This window comes from Pseudonocardia kunmingensis (assembly GCF_006716445.1).
Classification (GTDB): domain Bacteria; phylum Actinomycetota; class Actinomycetes; order Mycobacteriales; family Pseudonocardiaceae; genus Pseudonocardia; species Pseudonocardia kunmingensis.
Genome location: NZ_VFPA01000001.1, coordinates 175,130 through 189,483, shown reverse-complemented (window position 1 = coordinate 189,483; position 14,354 = coordinate 175,130). Strand labels below are relative to the sequence as shown.

The 14,354-nt window shown below is 71.0% G+C and carries 12 protein-coding genes and 1 tRNA gene; 6 read left to right on the top strand and 7 right to left on the bottom strand.

Translation table 11 applies throughout. The features are described from left to right. Window positions 1-58 precede the first annotated feature (58 nt). Together FB558_RS00850 and FB558_RS00845 are read left to right on the top strand one after the other, a co-directional pair. The gene (locus tag FB558_RS00850; protein WP_142047169.1) at window positions 59-1,099 is read left to right on the top strand and encodes an alpha/beta fold hydrolase; all 1,041 of its coding nucleotides are present in this window, start codon (window positions 59-61) and stop codon (window positions 1,097-1,099) included. Window positions 1,100-1,315: 216 nt separating this feature from the next. Then, a tRNA-Pro gene (locus FB558_RS00845) sits at window positions 1,316-1,389 on the top strand. A gap of 780 nt (window positions 1,390-2,169) precedes the next feature. Here FB558_RS00845 and FB558_RS00840 read toward each other — a convergent pair. The 3 genes from FB558_RS00840 to FB558_RS00830 all read right to left on the bottom strand — a co-directional run bounded on the left by FB558_RS00840 (window position 2,170) and on the right by FB558_RS00830 (window position 5,096). After that, on the bottom strand, window positions 2,170-3,240 hold the full coding sequence (locus FB558_RS00840; protein ID WP_246106189.1) for a site-specific integrase: 1,071 nt from the start codon (window positions 3,238-3,240) through the stop codon (window positions 2,170-2,172). A gap of 86 nt (window positions 3,241-3,326) precedes the next feature. Next, on the bottom strand, window positions 3,327-3,575 hold the full coding sequence (locus tag FB558_RS00835; RefSeq protein ID WP_142047165.1) for a helix-turn-helix domain-containing protein: 249 nt from the start codon (window positions 3,573-3,575) through the stop codon (window positions 3,327-3,329). A gap of 705 nt (window positions 3,576-4,280) precedes the next feature. Further along, on the bottom strand, window positions 4,281-5,096 hold the full coding sequence (locus tag FB558_RS00830; protein WP_211365944.1) for a DNA/RNA non-specific endonuclease: 816 nt from the start codon (window positions 5,094-5,096) through the stop codon (window positions 4,281-4,283). Between the two features lie 753 nt (window positions 5,097-5,849). Between FB558_RS00830 and FB558_RS00825 the strand changes: the two genes are divergently transcribed. Continuing rightward, the gene (locus FB558_RS00825) at window positions 5,850-6,194 is read left to right on the top strand and encodes an STAS domain-containing protein (protein WP_170231142.1); all 345 of its coding nucleotides are present in this window, start codon (window positions 5,850-5,852) and stop codon (window positions 6,192-6,194) included. Here the strand turns inward: FB558_RS00825 and FB558_RS00820 are convergent. From FB558_RS00820 to FB558_RS00805, 4 genes are all read right to left on the bottom strand, one after another. Beyond that, on the bottom strand, window positions 6,191-6,520 hold the full coding sequence (locus FB558_RS00820; RefSeq protein WP_142047161.1) for a helix-turn-helix transcriptional regulator: 330 nt from the start codon (window positions 6,518-6,520) through the stop codon (window positions 6,191-6,193). The two genes, FB558_RS00825 and FB558_RS00820, sit on opposite strands and share 4 nt — an antisense overlap. Further along, window positions 6,496-7,149 carry a cupin domain-containing protein gene (locus FB558_RS00815; RefSeq protein WP_170231141.1) on the bottom strand — a complete coding sequence of 218 codons (654 nt, stop codon included), beginning with the start codon at window positions 7,147-7,149 and terminating at the stop codon, window positions 6,496-6,498. Before FB558_RS00815 ends, FB558_RS00820 begins: the two co-directional genes overlap by 25 nt. A 68-nt stretch (window positions 7,150-7,217) precedes the next feature. Next, entirely contained in the window at window positions 7,218-8,540 is a 1,323-nt protein-coding gene (locus tag FB558_RS00810; RefSeq protein ID WP_246106188.1) for a hypothetical protein, read from the bottom strand. 387 nt (window positions 8,541-8,927) lie between these two features. Beyond that, window positions 8,928-9,497 (bottom strand): PadR family transcriptional regulator, encoded by a 570-nt coding sequence (locus FB558_RS00805; protein WP_246106187.1) that lies wholly within the window; start codon window positions 9,495-9,497, stop codon window positions 8,928-8,930. 124 nt (window positions 9,498-9,621) lie between these two features. Here FB558_RS00805 and FB558_RS00800 point away from each other — a divergent pair, with 124 nt between their 5' ends. Genes FB558_RS00800 through FB558_RS00790 form a run of 3 tightly spaced genes read left to right on the top strand, consistent with a single transcriptional unit; the run spans window position 9,622 to window position 14,354 of the window. Beyond that, entirely contained in the window at window positions 9,622-11,157 is a 1,536-nt protein-coding gene (locus FB558_RS00800; protein ID WP_142047157.1) for a class I adenylate-forming enzyme family protein, read from the top strand. Then, entirely contained in the window at window positions 11,150-13,594 is a 2,445-nt protein-coding gene (locus FB558_RS00795) for a xanthine dehydrogenase family protein molybdopterin-binding subunit (protein WP_142047155.1), read from the top strand. The genes FB558_RS00800 and FB558_RS00795 overlap by 8 nt, the downstream gene beginning before the upstream one ends. Continuing rightward, on the top strand, window positions 13,575-14,354 hold the full coding sequence (locus FB558_RS00790) for an enoyl-CoA hydratase/isomerase family protein (RefSeq protein WP_142047153.1): 780 nt from the start codon (window positions 13,575-13,577) through the stop codon (window positions 14,352-14,354). Before FB558_RS00795 ends, FB558_RS00790 begins: the two co-directional genes overlap by 20 nt.

Sequence of the window (14,354 nt, the reverse complement as noted above, 5' to 3'; positions counted from 1 at the left end):
TACCTGCACCCCGGAGGTTCGCCGTGATCGTTGCCGTGTTCGCCCCCGGGCGGTCGTCATGACCGGGCCCGAGGCACCCTACGACGTCCACGAGATCCCGGACTTCACGCTGGCCTGCGGTGCGACCCTGCGGCCCGCGCGGATCGCGTACCAGACCTACGGCACGCTCAACGCGGCCAAGGACAACGCGATCGTCTACCCGACCTGGTACTCGGGCCGCCACTGGGACAACGAGTGGCTGATCGGGCCCGGCATGGCACTCGACCCGGACCGCTGGTTCGTCATCGTGCCCAACATGCTCGGCAACGGGCTGTCGTCCTCGCCGTCCAACACCCCGCCCCCGTGGGACCGGGCACGCTTCCCCTCGATCGCCGTGCGCGACAACGTCGCCGCCCAGCACCGGCTGATCACCGAGGTGTTCGGGATCGAGACGCTCCCACTCGTCCTGGGCTGGTCGATGGGGGCGGGCCAGACCTACCAGTGGGCGGTCAGCCACCCCGAGATGGTGCAGCGGATCCTCCCGTTCTGCGGCTCGCCCCGCACCGCGCCGCACAACCGCGTCTTCCTCGACTCCCTGCGCCACGCCCTGCGCGCCGACTCCGCGTTCGCCGGCGGCTGGTACCCGCCCGACGACCCGCCGGTGCTCGGCCTGCGGGCGTTCGCCCGCATCTACGCCGGCTGGGGCTTCTCGCAGGCCTTCTACTGGGACGAGGTGTGGCGCGAGCTCGGCCACACCTCGCTCGAGGACTTCGTCGTCGACTTCTGGGAGGGCTTCTTCCTCGACGACCGCGACCCGAACAACCTGCTGACGATGCTCGACACCTGGTGGAACGGCGACGTCGGCGCCACCCCCGGCTTCTCCTCCACCGAGGAGGCGCTCGCCTCGATCCGCGCCCGGGCGATCGTCATGCCCGCCGAGAAGGACCTCTACTTCCCGCCCGAGGACGAGCGGTGGGCCGTCTCGCACATGGCGAACGCCGAGCTGCGCGTGATCCCCGGCGTGTGGGGTCACTTCGCAGGCGGCGGCGCGAACCCCGTCGACACCGCCTTCATCGACCGCGCCGTCGCCGAACTCCTCGCCGCCCCCTCCGGCATCTGAGCTACCGGCCGGTACCCCCGAAAGTCGCCCCGGAGGGGAGACCGACGACGGTGGTGCCCGCGCCGTCGTCCCGAAAGACTGGGGCCTCCGCACCGCCGGGCCACCGGCGCGCGGGCGGTCAGGTGCGGCTACCGGGCACGTCGGGGGATGCCACGACCGGCCGGTCGGGGCGGATCGGCGATGCGGTAAGCTGATCGCGCCCCCTCGGGGGGTGGCCGGGACGTGGCGCAGCTTGGTAGCGCACTTGACTGGGGGTCAAGGGGTCGCAGGTTCAAATCCTGTCGTCCCGACGGTCGAGACGGGCGGTTCCTCATCGTGAGGAGCCGCCCGTTTCGTGTATCTAGCTGCGGGAACTCGCCACCGAGCCGTCGTGGTACCGACGCCTTGCAGATCCTCCCGCCAGCCCCTGAGGATCATGGCCTGGTGGTGAGTGACTAACTGAGTGTCTAGCTCCTTCGCCCGTGGGTCGGCGATTCGATCACCTGGGGCCGTTCCGCCGGACCGGCGGATGGGCGGGTGCCGCACGGTCAGATCGACGAAGCTGACCACCCGCTGACAGCGGCGGTGGGATGAGCTCCAACGAGGCGTTGCTGAAGGCTGTAGAGGTGAAGCTGCTGCGCAGCACGCGGTTGCGCCCGGGCACCACCGTGATCCCAGCCGATCTGGCCCATCGACCGATCGGGCTGCGGGCCAGGCCGGTGCGGGGGATCGCCGCGGCCGAGTGCCGGCGGGGCACGCGAGATCAGTGCCCGCCAAGCCCGCGAACGCCGGTGCGGGTTCCGCAAGCAGTGAAGCGATGAACACGGCAGCAAGGCCCAGAGCGGCGCTCTCAGACAAGGTTAGGGGGGTGGCAGCGCACACGCCTGAAATGACCTTGGGGGGCTGGAGTCTGCGTCGGGCACCGGGAGGAGGCCGCGGACGGCGCCACCCGTACCCAGGATCGGGGGAGGGACTGCAGATGCTCGCCGCCGTGGGTCCTGGCCCCAATCTGGGCAAGAACTAGACCCTCGCCGAGTGGCGCCCTCGATGAGAGATCTACACTCGCCTCACCTCGCCACTGCTTGCCGAAGTCAGCCTTCGTTAGGGGAGGGCAACTCGCTGTCGAGTGGGAAGAGAACGTCCATCGCTGTGGTGCCCTCGTCCAGGATGGCCTTCAGCTGATGGCGGTAGACCCGCTCGGTAACCGCAGTGCCGCTGTGCCCGACCAAACGGGAGATGTCCTCGATCCGGATGCCGGACGCCGACAGCAGCGAAACGAAGCTGTGCCGGAGCTCCCGCGGCGTCCAGTCCGTCGGGTCGAGCCCGGCGGCGGCGACAACCCGGCGGAATGACCGCCGCACGTTGTGCGCGTCCAGCGGAGTTCCGTTGCTCGTGGCGAACACCAGGGCGTGGGCGGCCGGGTGGTGTGGCGAGCGACGCTGGTGCTCGCGGAGTGCCTCGACGCAGCGCTGCGGCATCGCAAGGCGACGCCGGGACTTCACGGTCTTGGTGTCGCCGCTCGCCCGGACCGACCGGTAGACGGCGATCGATGGCAGGACGGGAGGGTCGGCGTCCGGCTGTCCGTCGAGGTCGACGTCACGCCAATGCAGTGCTCGCAGTTCCTCGGTGCGGGCGCCGGTCAGGAGGGAGAGCACGACGTAGGCGTGCAGGGGGAACTCGTCCGCCGCAACCAGCACCGCTTCGGCTTGTTCGAAGGTCAGCGACTTCGACGGCCGGCCGTGCTTACCGGTCGGCACGTCGCACAACGCGACCACATTGCGCTTGACCTTGTCGCGTGCCATAGCACGTCGAACCGCGCGGTTGAGGAGTGAATGCATGAGGCGGAGGGTGCGGGTGCTGACCTTGCGTGACCCGGTCAACAGCCACTGGTCGACGTCCTCTGCCGACAAGTCCCGGAGGCGGCGCGCTCCGAGCGGCGGGATGATCTGTGACTCGGCGATCGTCCGGTAATTCGCAATCGTGTTAGGAGAACGGCCGGCCAGCCCGAACGCGAGCCAATCGCGCACGGCGTCGGCCACGGTGTAGGTGTTGGTCTTGACGGTGAGCCCGTCCTCGTGGTCGCGAAGCATAGCGCGGAGCTTGTTCTTCGCCTCGGTCTTCGTCTGGCCGCTCGCCTTGCGGGTGATCCGCTTGCCGTGCACGTTGAACCCGAGGGTCGCAGTAGCAATCCAGCGCTGCCGTCGCTCGTCCCAGTGCAGTCCGCCCTCTCCGCGGCTTCGGCGGGAGGTCACGATGCTGCGCCGAGTCCGTCGGCATCTGCTTCTCGCTCGAGCAGCGTGACGTAATCGCGAATCGCCGAGGCCGGGATCAATCGGGTCCGTCCTTCGCGCACCGATCGGAGCCGACCGCTTCGCAGGAGCTCATAGATGACGCTCCGACCGAGTGAGAGGATCTCCATCGCGTCGGAGACTCGGTAGAGTTCCTTCTTCTCGCCAGCGCCGACTGTCTCGGGACGCTGGCGCGCATGTGCCTTCATCGACCTCTCCAGCAAGGACGGCGGACGGACCAGGCGAAGCCGCCCATCACCCTGCTGGCCCGAGTGCTCGTCGCGTGGTCTGCTGGTAGCTGTCCTATGGTCGCCCACTGCTCTCACGGTGTGGCAGCATCGTCACCGTCGACGAAAATGACGGAAGGAAGCTCCAACTGGCTGTGGACAACTGGCGGCCTCGCTGACAGCGGTCCAGAGTCCGTAGTCGCTTCGGTCGTCTCAAAAGGAGCTCGTGGTCGTCGCTCCGCTATGGGCGTCCGGCTGTGTCGGGCGGGCTCGACCTTCTCGCGGTGATCTTGGCTGGCGGCGGCATCCTTCGGGGCGTGGTCAGGGGACGTGCCTGAACTGGACTCGCGTGCCGTTGAGGCGGCGGCCGGATCCTGGTGTGGCTGAAGCGTGGTCGATCCGTCGCCACCGAGCTGCGCAGCCCGAGACGCCCCGGACCTAGCGACCTGCCCCCGGACACCACGACTTGAAGGGGGTGTGCTGAAGCATCGTTGACAGCAACATGCGGGCGCCCTTGAACCGCTTGTGCTAGCCGGGCTGGTCGGGCAGGCACGGAAACAGCGCACGCCATTGAAGGTTGACGCGGACGTGTCGGACCGCGACGCTCGCAGTGGAAGCCCCGCAGCGGCGGTCGGCTGCGCTTATGCGGGTTGCCTGCATCCGGGTCGTAGAGAGAGCCCAATCGGGTTACAGACCGCGGATGTCAGTGTAGTCCGTTAGGCGGATGGCTTGGTCGAAGAGCGCCGCCGCCGCGGGCTCGGGGACGGGCATCCGGTCGGCCGTCGCCAGTGGACCGAGGTCGAGACCGGTGAGTTCGGCGATCCGGGCGAGGGGGACCTGGAAGGTTCGGAACTCGCCGAGCGGCGGTGGCTCGCCCTCCTGCTGCAGGTCACCGAGCTGGGGGGTTTGATCGAGTAGGTAGCCGGTGGTGCCGAGTGCGCCCTCGGTGCTGAAGCCGCCGATCTTCCAGAACTGCAGTGGGACCTGAAGGCCGCGGTACTGCGGGTCGTCGTCGGCGAGGACCGGGCCGGTGAACACGACGAGCTTGCGGTCGTGGTCTGCGGCGTTGTCGAGTAGGTAGTCCTCGAGGCCGAGCCAGAGCTCGCGGTCTTGGTTGAACGACGACGCCTGGGGTGCGGCATTGGTGTAGAAGAACGTCTCTGACTCGGCCCGCTCGGCCTCGGCCTGCTCGCCCCACACCGGGTCCTGGCGCCGGACCAGGTGGCCGCGGTCGAGGTCGTTGTCGACGTAGATCTCCTCGCCGGCCTGCTGCTCGTGGGGGAGCCGGTCGTCGAGTCGCCAGTCGTCGGAACGTTCGACGTCACGCAGGGTCGCGCCGTCGATCGCGACGGCGGTGGCGGCGGCGAGTCGGCGGTCCGGGCGGTGCAGTGTGGAGAAGTGGGTGTAGGCGAGCGGCGCGGTCGTCACACCGGGTGCGGTGGGCATCGGTGCGCGGACGCCGAGGAAGTCCGGGTTGTAGCCGGTTGAGTGGGGAGTGGGCACGACGGCGACCGTAGGGGCGTGGGGTGAACGCGGGATGTCACCTCGCGTCTCTGCCCGGCCTGCGGTCGGATCGATGCGGAGTCGACGGGACGCCGCCCGAGCCCACAAGATTTGGACACGCCTGGGTCACGTCCCTCAGCGTTCTCCGCAGCTCATCCCGACATCGCGACGGCCGATGCCGTTTGTGGAAACGCTCTCGACCTAAGGCCCACACCGGAGCGACCGTTGGTCGGCTCGGGACGGTCATGGACCTCGGCGACATATCGGCAGGAAGTCGGTGCGGGTAGCGCATAGGCGACGGGAGTTGGGTGGAGCCGTTGCTGAGTTGGCTGGCATGCCCAACATGCGCCGCCCCAGCGATGGGCCCGACTGACGAGTTCGCTGAGTGAAGCTATATCCACAACGCGCCGTGCCATGTTGACTTGGCCCTTCTAGGAAGTCGTCTCCTGCAACACGGCCTCCAGACCGCTGAGCGCGCTCGTCCGGGTAGGGGCCTCCGGCGCGCGGCCGTTGGTTTCGTCGGGCAGCCCGCGCACCGCGTCCTCCAAGCCGACGCGATACAGCAGGGCCCCGCTCAAGGACACGCGCTGACTTATGCCGGTCGTCCACCAGCTGCGCGGATTGGCCAGGACGGTGCGTCTTCCGTGCTTGCCGGAACGCGCCGTCGACGTTCGACTGTGGGGAAGATCAATACCTGCAGCACAGGAGCCGTCGATGTACTGGGACGCCGTCCGACCGCCGGCCCTCGAGCAGGTGTTCACCGTCGAGTGCGGACGCCTGCGACCTGGTGTGCCCGTTGTACGAGCCCGCGGTCGGCTGGACCGGGTTACGGGCGGCGAGCTGCGTCGGGCCGTCGACCGCTGCCTCGAGGCTTCCTCCTGGGCGGTCGTCGTCGATCTGACCGAGGTGACGGAGTTGCGGGTCGGCGCCGTGGCGAAGCTCGCCCGCATGGCCGAGCACGTCCGGACGGACTGCATCGGTCTGCACATTGTGACCAAGGGTGGTGTGGTGGACGGCCTGCTCGCCGGCGGACCGTTCGGTGACCGGCTCGTCATCCACCACAGTATCGCCGCGGTGCAGGGCGCGCTCGGCCGCTAGTTTCCGAAGGGGCTCGCGCGCAGCGTCGCCGAGGGAGGCCGGCCGAAACGTTGCTGGTAGGCGGCCGCGAACCGGCCGGGGTGCAGGAACCCCCAGCGTGCCGCCGCGACCCCGACGGTGATCTCCGCCGGGTCGCCGTCGAGGAGCTCGGCGTGGATGCGGTCCAGCCGGACGTTGCGCAGGTAGGTCATCGGCGGCAGCCCGAGGGCGTGTGCGAAGCGGTCCTGCAGGGTGCGGGCGCTGACGGCGACGGCAGCGGCGAGCTCGGCGATCGTCCAAGGGTGGGCGGGCCGGTCTTCGATCAGCTCCAGCGCCTGGCGAACCACCCGCGGTCGGGAGCGGCTGCGCCGCGGCGCAGTTCCTCGGAGTAGTTGTGCCGGTGGCCGAGCAGCAGCCCGTGGATCACGAGGCCCTCCAGGTGCCCGGCGGCGGCCGGGAAGCGCAGCATCCCGTCGGGCCGGTCCGCCTCCCGTTGGAGGACGTCGAGCGCCGTGAGCCACGTGCTCGCCGCACCGGTGGTGAGGTCCATCGCCACGGCGAACTCGAGCGGTCGCGGCAACGGGTGCCCCAGCAGCTTCTCCAGTTCCCGGTCCACCACCCCCCGCTCGAGCATGAGGCACAGCTGGGTACTACCGGCGCTCCACATGATGTCGGCGGGCGCCCGCGGCATGAAGACCGCCGGTCGCCGGGGGGTCGACTCCACGGGCTCGCGGAGACCGGAACGGGACCGTGTGGTGCCGGTCAGCGGCAGGTTCACGTGGTAGTTGCTCGCTTCGACCGTCAGCGTCCGGATCTTGGGCCCGTACCGCAGGTACCCGGCTGTGACGGCGCCCAGCCGCAGCGCGTTGAGTTGCATGTCCAGCTCGGCTGCACGCTCGAGCACCTCGACCCGGTGCGGCAGGAACACCGCGCCGACTTCCGCGTGCGCCTCGTCGAGATCGACGGTGCGGATCACGCAGCGTCCGGGAAACCGCTCGCCCACGCCTGTTCTTCCCTCTCGTCGCGCTAGGTGATCTTACGGCCTCAGCGCTCGGCCTCATCCCGCTTCGCGCGCCGCCGCTCGCGCTCGCGCGCGCCGTAGGTGGCTTCCCGCACAGCATCCTCACTCTCCAGGCTGGACCCCAAAGCGCCGGCGACGATGCCGATCGAGCTGCCGAGCCACACGAGCTTGAGGTAGCCGCCGGGGCCGACCGGCCGACGCAGGGTGTCCGCCAGGTAGCCAGGATCGATGAGCGCTGCCGCGGCCACGAGCATCACCGTGAACAGCAGCACGTTCATGCACGCCACCCCGATCAGGATGGTCAGGAGCGTGGAGGCGTTGTAGAGCGCGGACTTGGCCCGGTCGGTCGGGTCAGGGGGTCGCTCCCACAGGCGGTTGTACGCGATGATCCAGACCGTCATCGCGCCCACTGCGAGCAGATTGATCAACATCAGGCGGCTCGCCGACAACGACGCCGACATCTCCCAGAAGGACGCGGTCACGATCGCATAGGCGGCAGTCGCGACTGCAGCGGCCGTGGCGCTGGACAGCTGCGGCACCAACCGCCACGGCCGGTTCGCGCGCACCATCCCGTTGAGCAGGCGCAACCGCCCGGGCAGCGCCGCCATCGCGAGTTCGCCGTCGATACCGCGGGCGGCCGGGCCCGCCGCGGATGCGTCGCGTGAGGGCCGAGGCGTGCCGGTGGCCGGGGGAATCGCGCATTCGGTCGGTTCCCGACCGGGTTCGGTCAGCTTCCGGACGAGCCGGAGGGCGAGCCCCCTGGCCCGACGGCGCTGCCCGACGGCGCCGAGGGCGGGCACCGACACGACCCCGGCCCGGGCGTCCAGGTCGAACTCCGCCGCGACGGGCCGAGCGCCCGACCGACGTGGCAGGTCGGTCAGCAGGAGCACGAGGTCCCACTCGCGGGCGCGCCGGTGCCGGGCCGCCAGTTCGGTGATCGGGATTCGGCCGTCCTCGTCGAGCAGAATCGGCTCGCACCTGCTCGTCATCACCCAGTCGAACTCGTCGCTCACCGCCGAGCGCAGTGACGCGGGCAGTTCGTCGACCAGCCACTCCGCGAGCTGGGTCGGCACGCCGGGGTCCGCGAGTACCCCGATGCGCACCCGGGTGCCGGGAGAATCGGGGGGCGCCTCCGTCACGACGGCTGTCCCAGGTTGGTCACAGCGTCGCCGGCGACCGCCGGGACGGCCATGCCGAGGAGGAACACCAGCGTGACAACCGGGTGGGGGAAGTCGTCGGACGCCGATGGCTGACCCTTCCGCGGGATGCCACCACCGACCCCGGTTCCACGCAGAGGAAGAACGGTGCGCGGCGGACGGACGGTACCCGTCCTCGCGCGCGCTCATCGGCGTCGCCCATCGGGTGGGGTTCCCACCAGGGCTTGCTGCCGGAATGGGTAGCGCGCTAACGTTGGGAAACTAAGCCTGGCGAGCACGCCGCTCGATCGACTGTGGTGACCGGTCATCCGACGCGAAGGCAGAGCGCGATCGAGGAGATCCCGGCTTCCGCCAGTCCGTACGCGCCCTCCCGGCCTTCGATGTCGACGAGCCGGACGTCCTCCGGGTCGTGAGCGCGAGGCCGCGCTCCCGTGATCCGCGGCAGCGGACGAGCAGCCGCCGTCCACTACGCGCACACTGATGTGCCCGAGAGAACGCTGTCGGCGATAAGTCGCCTCTGGCTCGGGCGGGGATGACGGGCCCGGGAAAGTCTTGTTCCGAGGCGGCGGAGAGCCTTCAGGGTCGTCGTGCGCGCCGCGCCGACCGGAGCTGCTCGAGGTCGCCCTCAGCGAGCGCCGACCAGAACCGCAGCGCCGCGTGCTCCATCTCCAGCCCGAGTTCCAGGGTGATCATCCGCGGCTGGGCGTGCGGGTCGGCGCCGAACCGCTCGACCATCCCCTCGTAGACCGCGATCCGCTCCTCGTGCTGCTTGATCTGGTCGTGGGCGAGCGCGGGCACGTTCGCCGGGTCGCCGGCCTCGTTGAAGAACAGCTTCAGCTCGGCGATGTCACGCATCTGGAAGTGCTCGTGGGTGGGGGAGGCGAGCCAGTCCTGCAGCGCGGTGCGGCCGGCGTCGGTGAGCGAGTAGGTCTTGCGACGCCGCCCGGTCTCCTCGACGACGAGTTCGAGCAGCCCGAGCGCGGCCAGGCGGTCCGGCTCGGAGTACAGCTGGGCGTGCGGGAAGTGCCAGAAGTAGCCCACCGAGTGGCCCACGGCGCGTTTGAGCTCGTACGGCGTGGACGGGCCGCGCAGCGCGATCATCCCGAGTACGACGTACGACGTCGCGGACAGGCGGACGTCGTCCACTGGCCCTCCTTCTCGTCCTGGGACCCGCGATGGTAGCGGTCCGGACCGTCCGAGTCGTACGGTCCAGCCTTGCCTCCCGTCGGTCCGGATAGTACGGTCTGAAACAGAGCGTCGAGGAGGACGGATGGATCTCGGAACGGTCTTGCGGTGGACCGCCGAGCGCTTCCCGGTGCGCCCTGCGGTGCGCGGGAGCGGCCGGCACCTGAGCTACCGGGAGTGGGACGCGCGCACGGACCAGCTGGCACGGGCGCTCGCCGCCGAGGGGGTGCGGCCGGGCGACCGGGTCGCGCTCGCCCTGGCCGGCGGAGAGCCGCTGGCCAGCCTCCACCTGGCGGCGCAGAAGCTGGGCGCGGTCTCGGTGCCGCTGTCCACGCGGTTCTCGCCGGACGAGTTGCGCTACTGCGTCGAGGACGCCGATGCGCGCCTGATGGTGGCCGACACGGCCAACGGCGAGCGGGCCGCCGCGGCGGCCGCCGGTGGCGCCGTCGTGCTGCGGGAGGCGTCCGAGCTCGACGCCCGGGCCGGCGCCGAGCCCGACCACTCCCTCGGCACCCGCGCCGCCGAGTCGGACACCAGCGTGATGCTCTACACCTCGGGCACGACCGGCCGGCCCAAGGGCGTGCCGCGCACCCACCGCGCCGAGCACTCCGCGGCCGTCGCGCACGCGGTGCAGACGCAGCTGCGCGACGGCGAGGTCGTGCTGGGCGTGATGCCGATGTTCCACACAATGGGGCTGCGCACGCTGCTCGCGAGCATCGTCGTCGGGGGCACGTGGGTGGGGCAGCCCGCGTTCGACGCCGAGGAGTCGGTCGCGCTCATCGCGTCGGAGGGCGTGACGTCGCTGTACCTGGTGCCCACCACCTACTGGTCGCTGCTGCGCACCGGCCGGCTCGCGGAGGCGCGGCAGCTGGACCGGCTCGCCTACGCGGGGGCCGCGATGACGCCGTCGCTGGCCGAGCAGCTGGTGGCCGAGGTCGGGCCGCGCGCGTTCGTCAACCACTTCGGCAGCACCGAGATCTACACGTTCACCATCGGCCCGGACGTGGCCGCCAAGCCCGGGTCGGCCGGCCGGGCGGGGATCTTCTCCCGCGTGCGGCTCGTGGCGCCCGAGGTCGGCGCGCCGCCAGACGCGGTCGTCGCGCCGGGGGAGCAGGGCCAGGTCATCGTGTCGATGGAGAGCCTGGAGGCGTTCGCGGGCTACTGGCAGCGCCCCGACGCGGACGCCAAGTCGATCCGCGAGGGCTGGTACTACACCGGCGACCTGGCCGTCGCCGACGAGGACGGCGACCTGTGGGTGTCCGGCCGCGTCGACGACATGATCAATTCTGGCGGGGAGAACATCTACCCCGACGAGATCGAGGCCGCGCTCGTGCGCTGCACCGCCGTGGACGACGTGTGCGTCGTCGGGCTGCCCGACGAGCGCTGGGGCCACGCCGTCACCGCCTTCGTGGTGCCGGCGAAGGGTACCGATCCGGTCTTCGCCGTCGAGCAGGCGGTGGCGTACGCCCGCGAGGTGCTGCCGTCGCTCAAGCGGCCCAAGCGCGTGGTCGCGGTGGAGTCCGTCCCGCGCTCCGGGGTGGGCAAGACGCTGCGCCGCACGCTCGTCGCCGGGGACTTCGCCCCGCTGGCCGACAGCGCCAAGGAGCCGACGCATGACTGAGCACGAGCGCTGGATGCCCGCCCGCGTCGAGGACGCGCCGCTGGTCACCGGCCGGGGCCGGTTCCTCGACGACATCGACCCGCTCCCCGGCACCCTCGTCGCCGCCGTCGTGCGCTCCACGCAGCCGCACGCCGGGCTGCGGTCGGTGGACCTGTCCCGGGCCCGGGCGCACCCCGGCGTCGCCGCGGTGATCGGGCCGGACGACGTGCGCGCCGCGCTGCGTCCGTTCCCGCTGTCCACCGGGGCCGTGATGCCCTACTACCCGACGGGCACCGACAAGGTGCGGTTCGTCGGCGAGCCGATCGCGGTCGTAGTGGCCACCGACCGGTACACGGCCGAGGACGCCGCCGAGCTGGTGGCGGTCGACTACGAGCCGCTGCCCGTCATCGTGCACCCGCGGGCCGCGCTGGAGGCCGACGCGCCGCTGCTGCACGACGACGCAGGGTCGAACGTCGCCACCGACCGCACGTTCTCCTTCGGCCCGGTGGACGAGGCGTTCGCGCAGGCCGCGCACGTCGTCGAGGGCGAGTACGACTTCCCGCGGTACTCGTCGGTGCCGATGGAGTGCTACTCCGTGATCGCCGACTGGCGCGACGGGTCCGACGGGCCCTCCATCGAGGCGTGGGCCAACTTCCACGGTCCGTTCACGATGGTGCCGGTCATGGCGGGGGCGCTGGGCCTGCCGACGTCACGGATCCGGCTGCACGTGCCGGCCGACATCGGCGGGAGCTTCGGCATCAAGGCGGGGATCTACCCGTACGTGGTGCTCATGGCGCTCGCGTCCAAGCACGCGGGCACGCCGGTGCGCTGGACCGAGGACCGCAGCGAGCACCTGCTCGCGAGCTCCGCGGGCGCGGACCGGGTGATGCGGTTCGCCGCGGCGGTCGCCGCCGACGGCACCGTCACCGGGCTCAAGGCCGACCTCGTCGACAACGTCGGCGCGTACCTGCGCCCGCCGGAGCCGTCCACGCTGTACCGCTGCTTCGGCAACATCACCGGGCCGTACGGAATCGACGCCGTGCAGATCCGGGCACGGGCCGTCGTCACGAACCAGATGCCGGTGGGGCTCAACCGCGGGTTCGGCGGGCAGCAGCTCTACTTCGGGCTCGAGCGCCTGATGGACGCCGTCGCCGACGCCGTCGGCCAGGACGTGCTCGACGTGCGCCGGCGCAACCTCGTCGGCTCGTTCCCGCACGAGACGCCGACGGGCGGCGTGTACGACTCGGGCGACTACGCCGCCGCCGTCGAGCTGGCGGCGAAGAACGCCGACCTCTCCGAGCTGCGCGCCCGCCAGGACGAGGTGCGCGCGGCGGGCGGCTTCTACGGCGTCGGCGTCGGGCTCGTGGTCGACCCGTCCGGCACCAACATCGGCTACGTCGGGCTGGCCACGCCGAGCGAGCAGCGCAAGCCCGGGCGCGACAAGTCCGGCTCCACCGAGCACGTGCGGATCGCCGTCGACATGCAGGGCCTGGTCACGGTGATGCTGGGCAGCGTGCCGCAGGGGCAGGGGCACGCCACCGTGGCCCGGACGGTCGCGGCACGGCGGCTCGGCCTGCCGGTCGAGCAGGTGCGCGTCGTCGTCGACATGGACACCGCCACCACGCCGTGGACGGTCACCTCCGGCAGCTACTCGTCGCGGTTCGCCCCGCTGGTGACGAGCGCGGTCGTCGAGGCCGCCGACCGGATCGCGGGCACCGTCCGCGCGGCCGCCGGGGTGCTGCTGGACCTGCCGTCCGAGGAGCTGGAGCTGGCCGACGGCCTGGTCCGGCACCGGTCCGAGCCGGACCGCGCCGTGCAGTTCCGGCACGCGGCCGGGCTGGTGCACTGGGACCCCGGCGCCCTGCCCCCGGGCACACCCGCCCGGCTGTACGAGGAGGCGGCGTTCACCCCGGCCGAGGCCAAGGCCGCGACCAAGGACGACCGCATCAACTCCTCGCTCTGCTACGGGTTCGTGGCCGAGATCGTCGCGGTGCGGATCGACCCGGACACCCTCGAGATCACCGTCGACCGGGTCTCGTCCGTGCACGACGCCGGCACCGTGCTCAACCAGCAGCTGCTCGACGGCCAGGTGCTCGGCGCGCTCACCCACGGCCTCGGCGGGGCCATGTACGAGGAGTTCACCTACGCCGACTCGGGCCAGCCGACGTCCGGCACGTTCCTCGACTACCTGTGCCCCACCACCGCCGAGACGGGCTACCAGCTGCGCACCGACCACGTGGTGTCCCCGTCGCCGCTCACCCCGCTCGGGGCGAAGGGGTGCGGGGAGGGCTCGTCGATGAGCTTCCCGGTGGCGTTCGCGAACGCCGTCGCCGACGCGCTGCGGCCCGCAGGCGTCCCCATCACCCGGCTCCCGCTGCACGGCGACGTGCTGCACCAGCTGCTGGCCGGGACCGACACAGACAAGGAGCTGTCCTCACATGGCACTGACCGGCGGTGACGTCCTGCTCGACCGCAGCCCGGACGGGCGGATCGCGTACCTGACCCTCTCCCACGGCACGTACACCGTGATCACGTGGGAGATGCGCCAGCTCGTGGCGGAGCGGTTCGCCGAGATCGACCGCGACGGCGACGTGCGCGTGGTGGTCGTCCGGTCCGACGGCGAGCACTTCTCCTCGGGCGGGGACATCGCGGGCTTCATGGAGGTCGACCCGATCGACTTCACCGACCTCGGCCACAACGTCACGGCGGCGGCACGCAGCCCGAAGCCGGTGATCGCGGCCGTCGACGGCTACTGCTTCGGCGTGGGCCTGGAGATGGTGCTGTCCTGCGACATCCGACTGGCCACCCCGCGCAGCCAGTTCGCGCTGCCGGAGATGAACCTCGGGATGATCCCCGGCTCCGGCGGCACGCAGCGGCTCGGGCGGCTGATCGGCCTGTCGCGGGCGAAGTTCCACATCATGACCGCCACGCGGATCCAGGCGCAGCAGGCGCTCGACTGGGGCGTGGTGGCCGGCCTGCACGACGACCGGGACGCCCTGTACGCCGCGGTCGACGAGCTGGCGCTGAAGATGGCCGACTTCTCCCCGTCGGCGCAGCGCACCGCGAAGGAGGTCCTCGACAAGGGCCTCGACGGGCCGCTGTACACCGGCGTCGAGCTGGAGCGGAAGGCCTACTCGATGCTGCGCGCCACGAACGACTTCGCCGAGGGTGTGAAGGCGTTCGGCGAGAAGCGCAAGCCGGCCTTCCAGGGGCGGTGA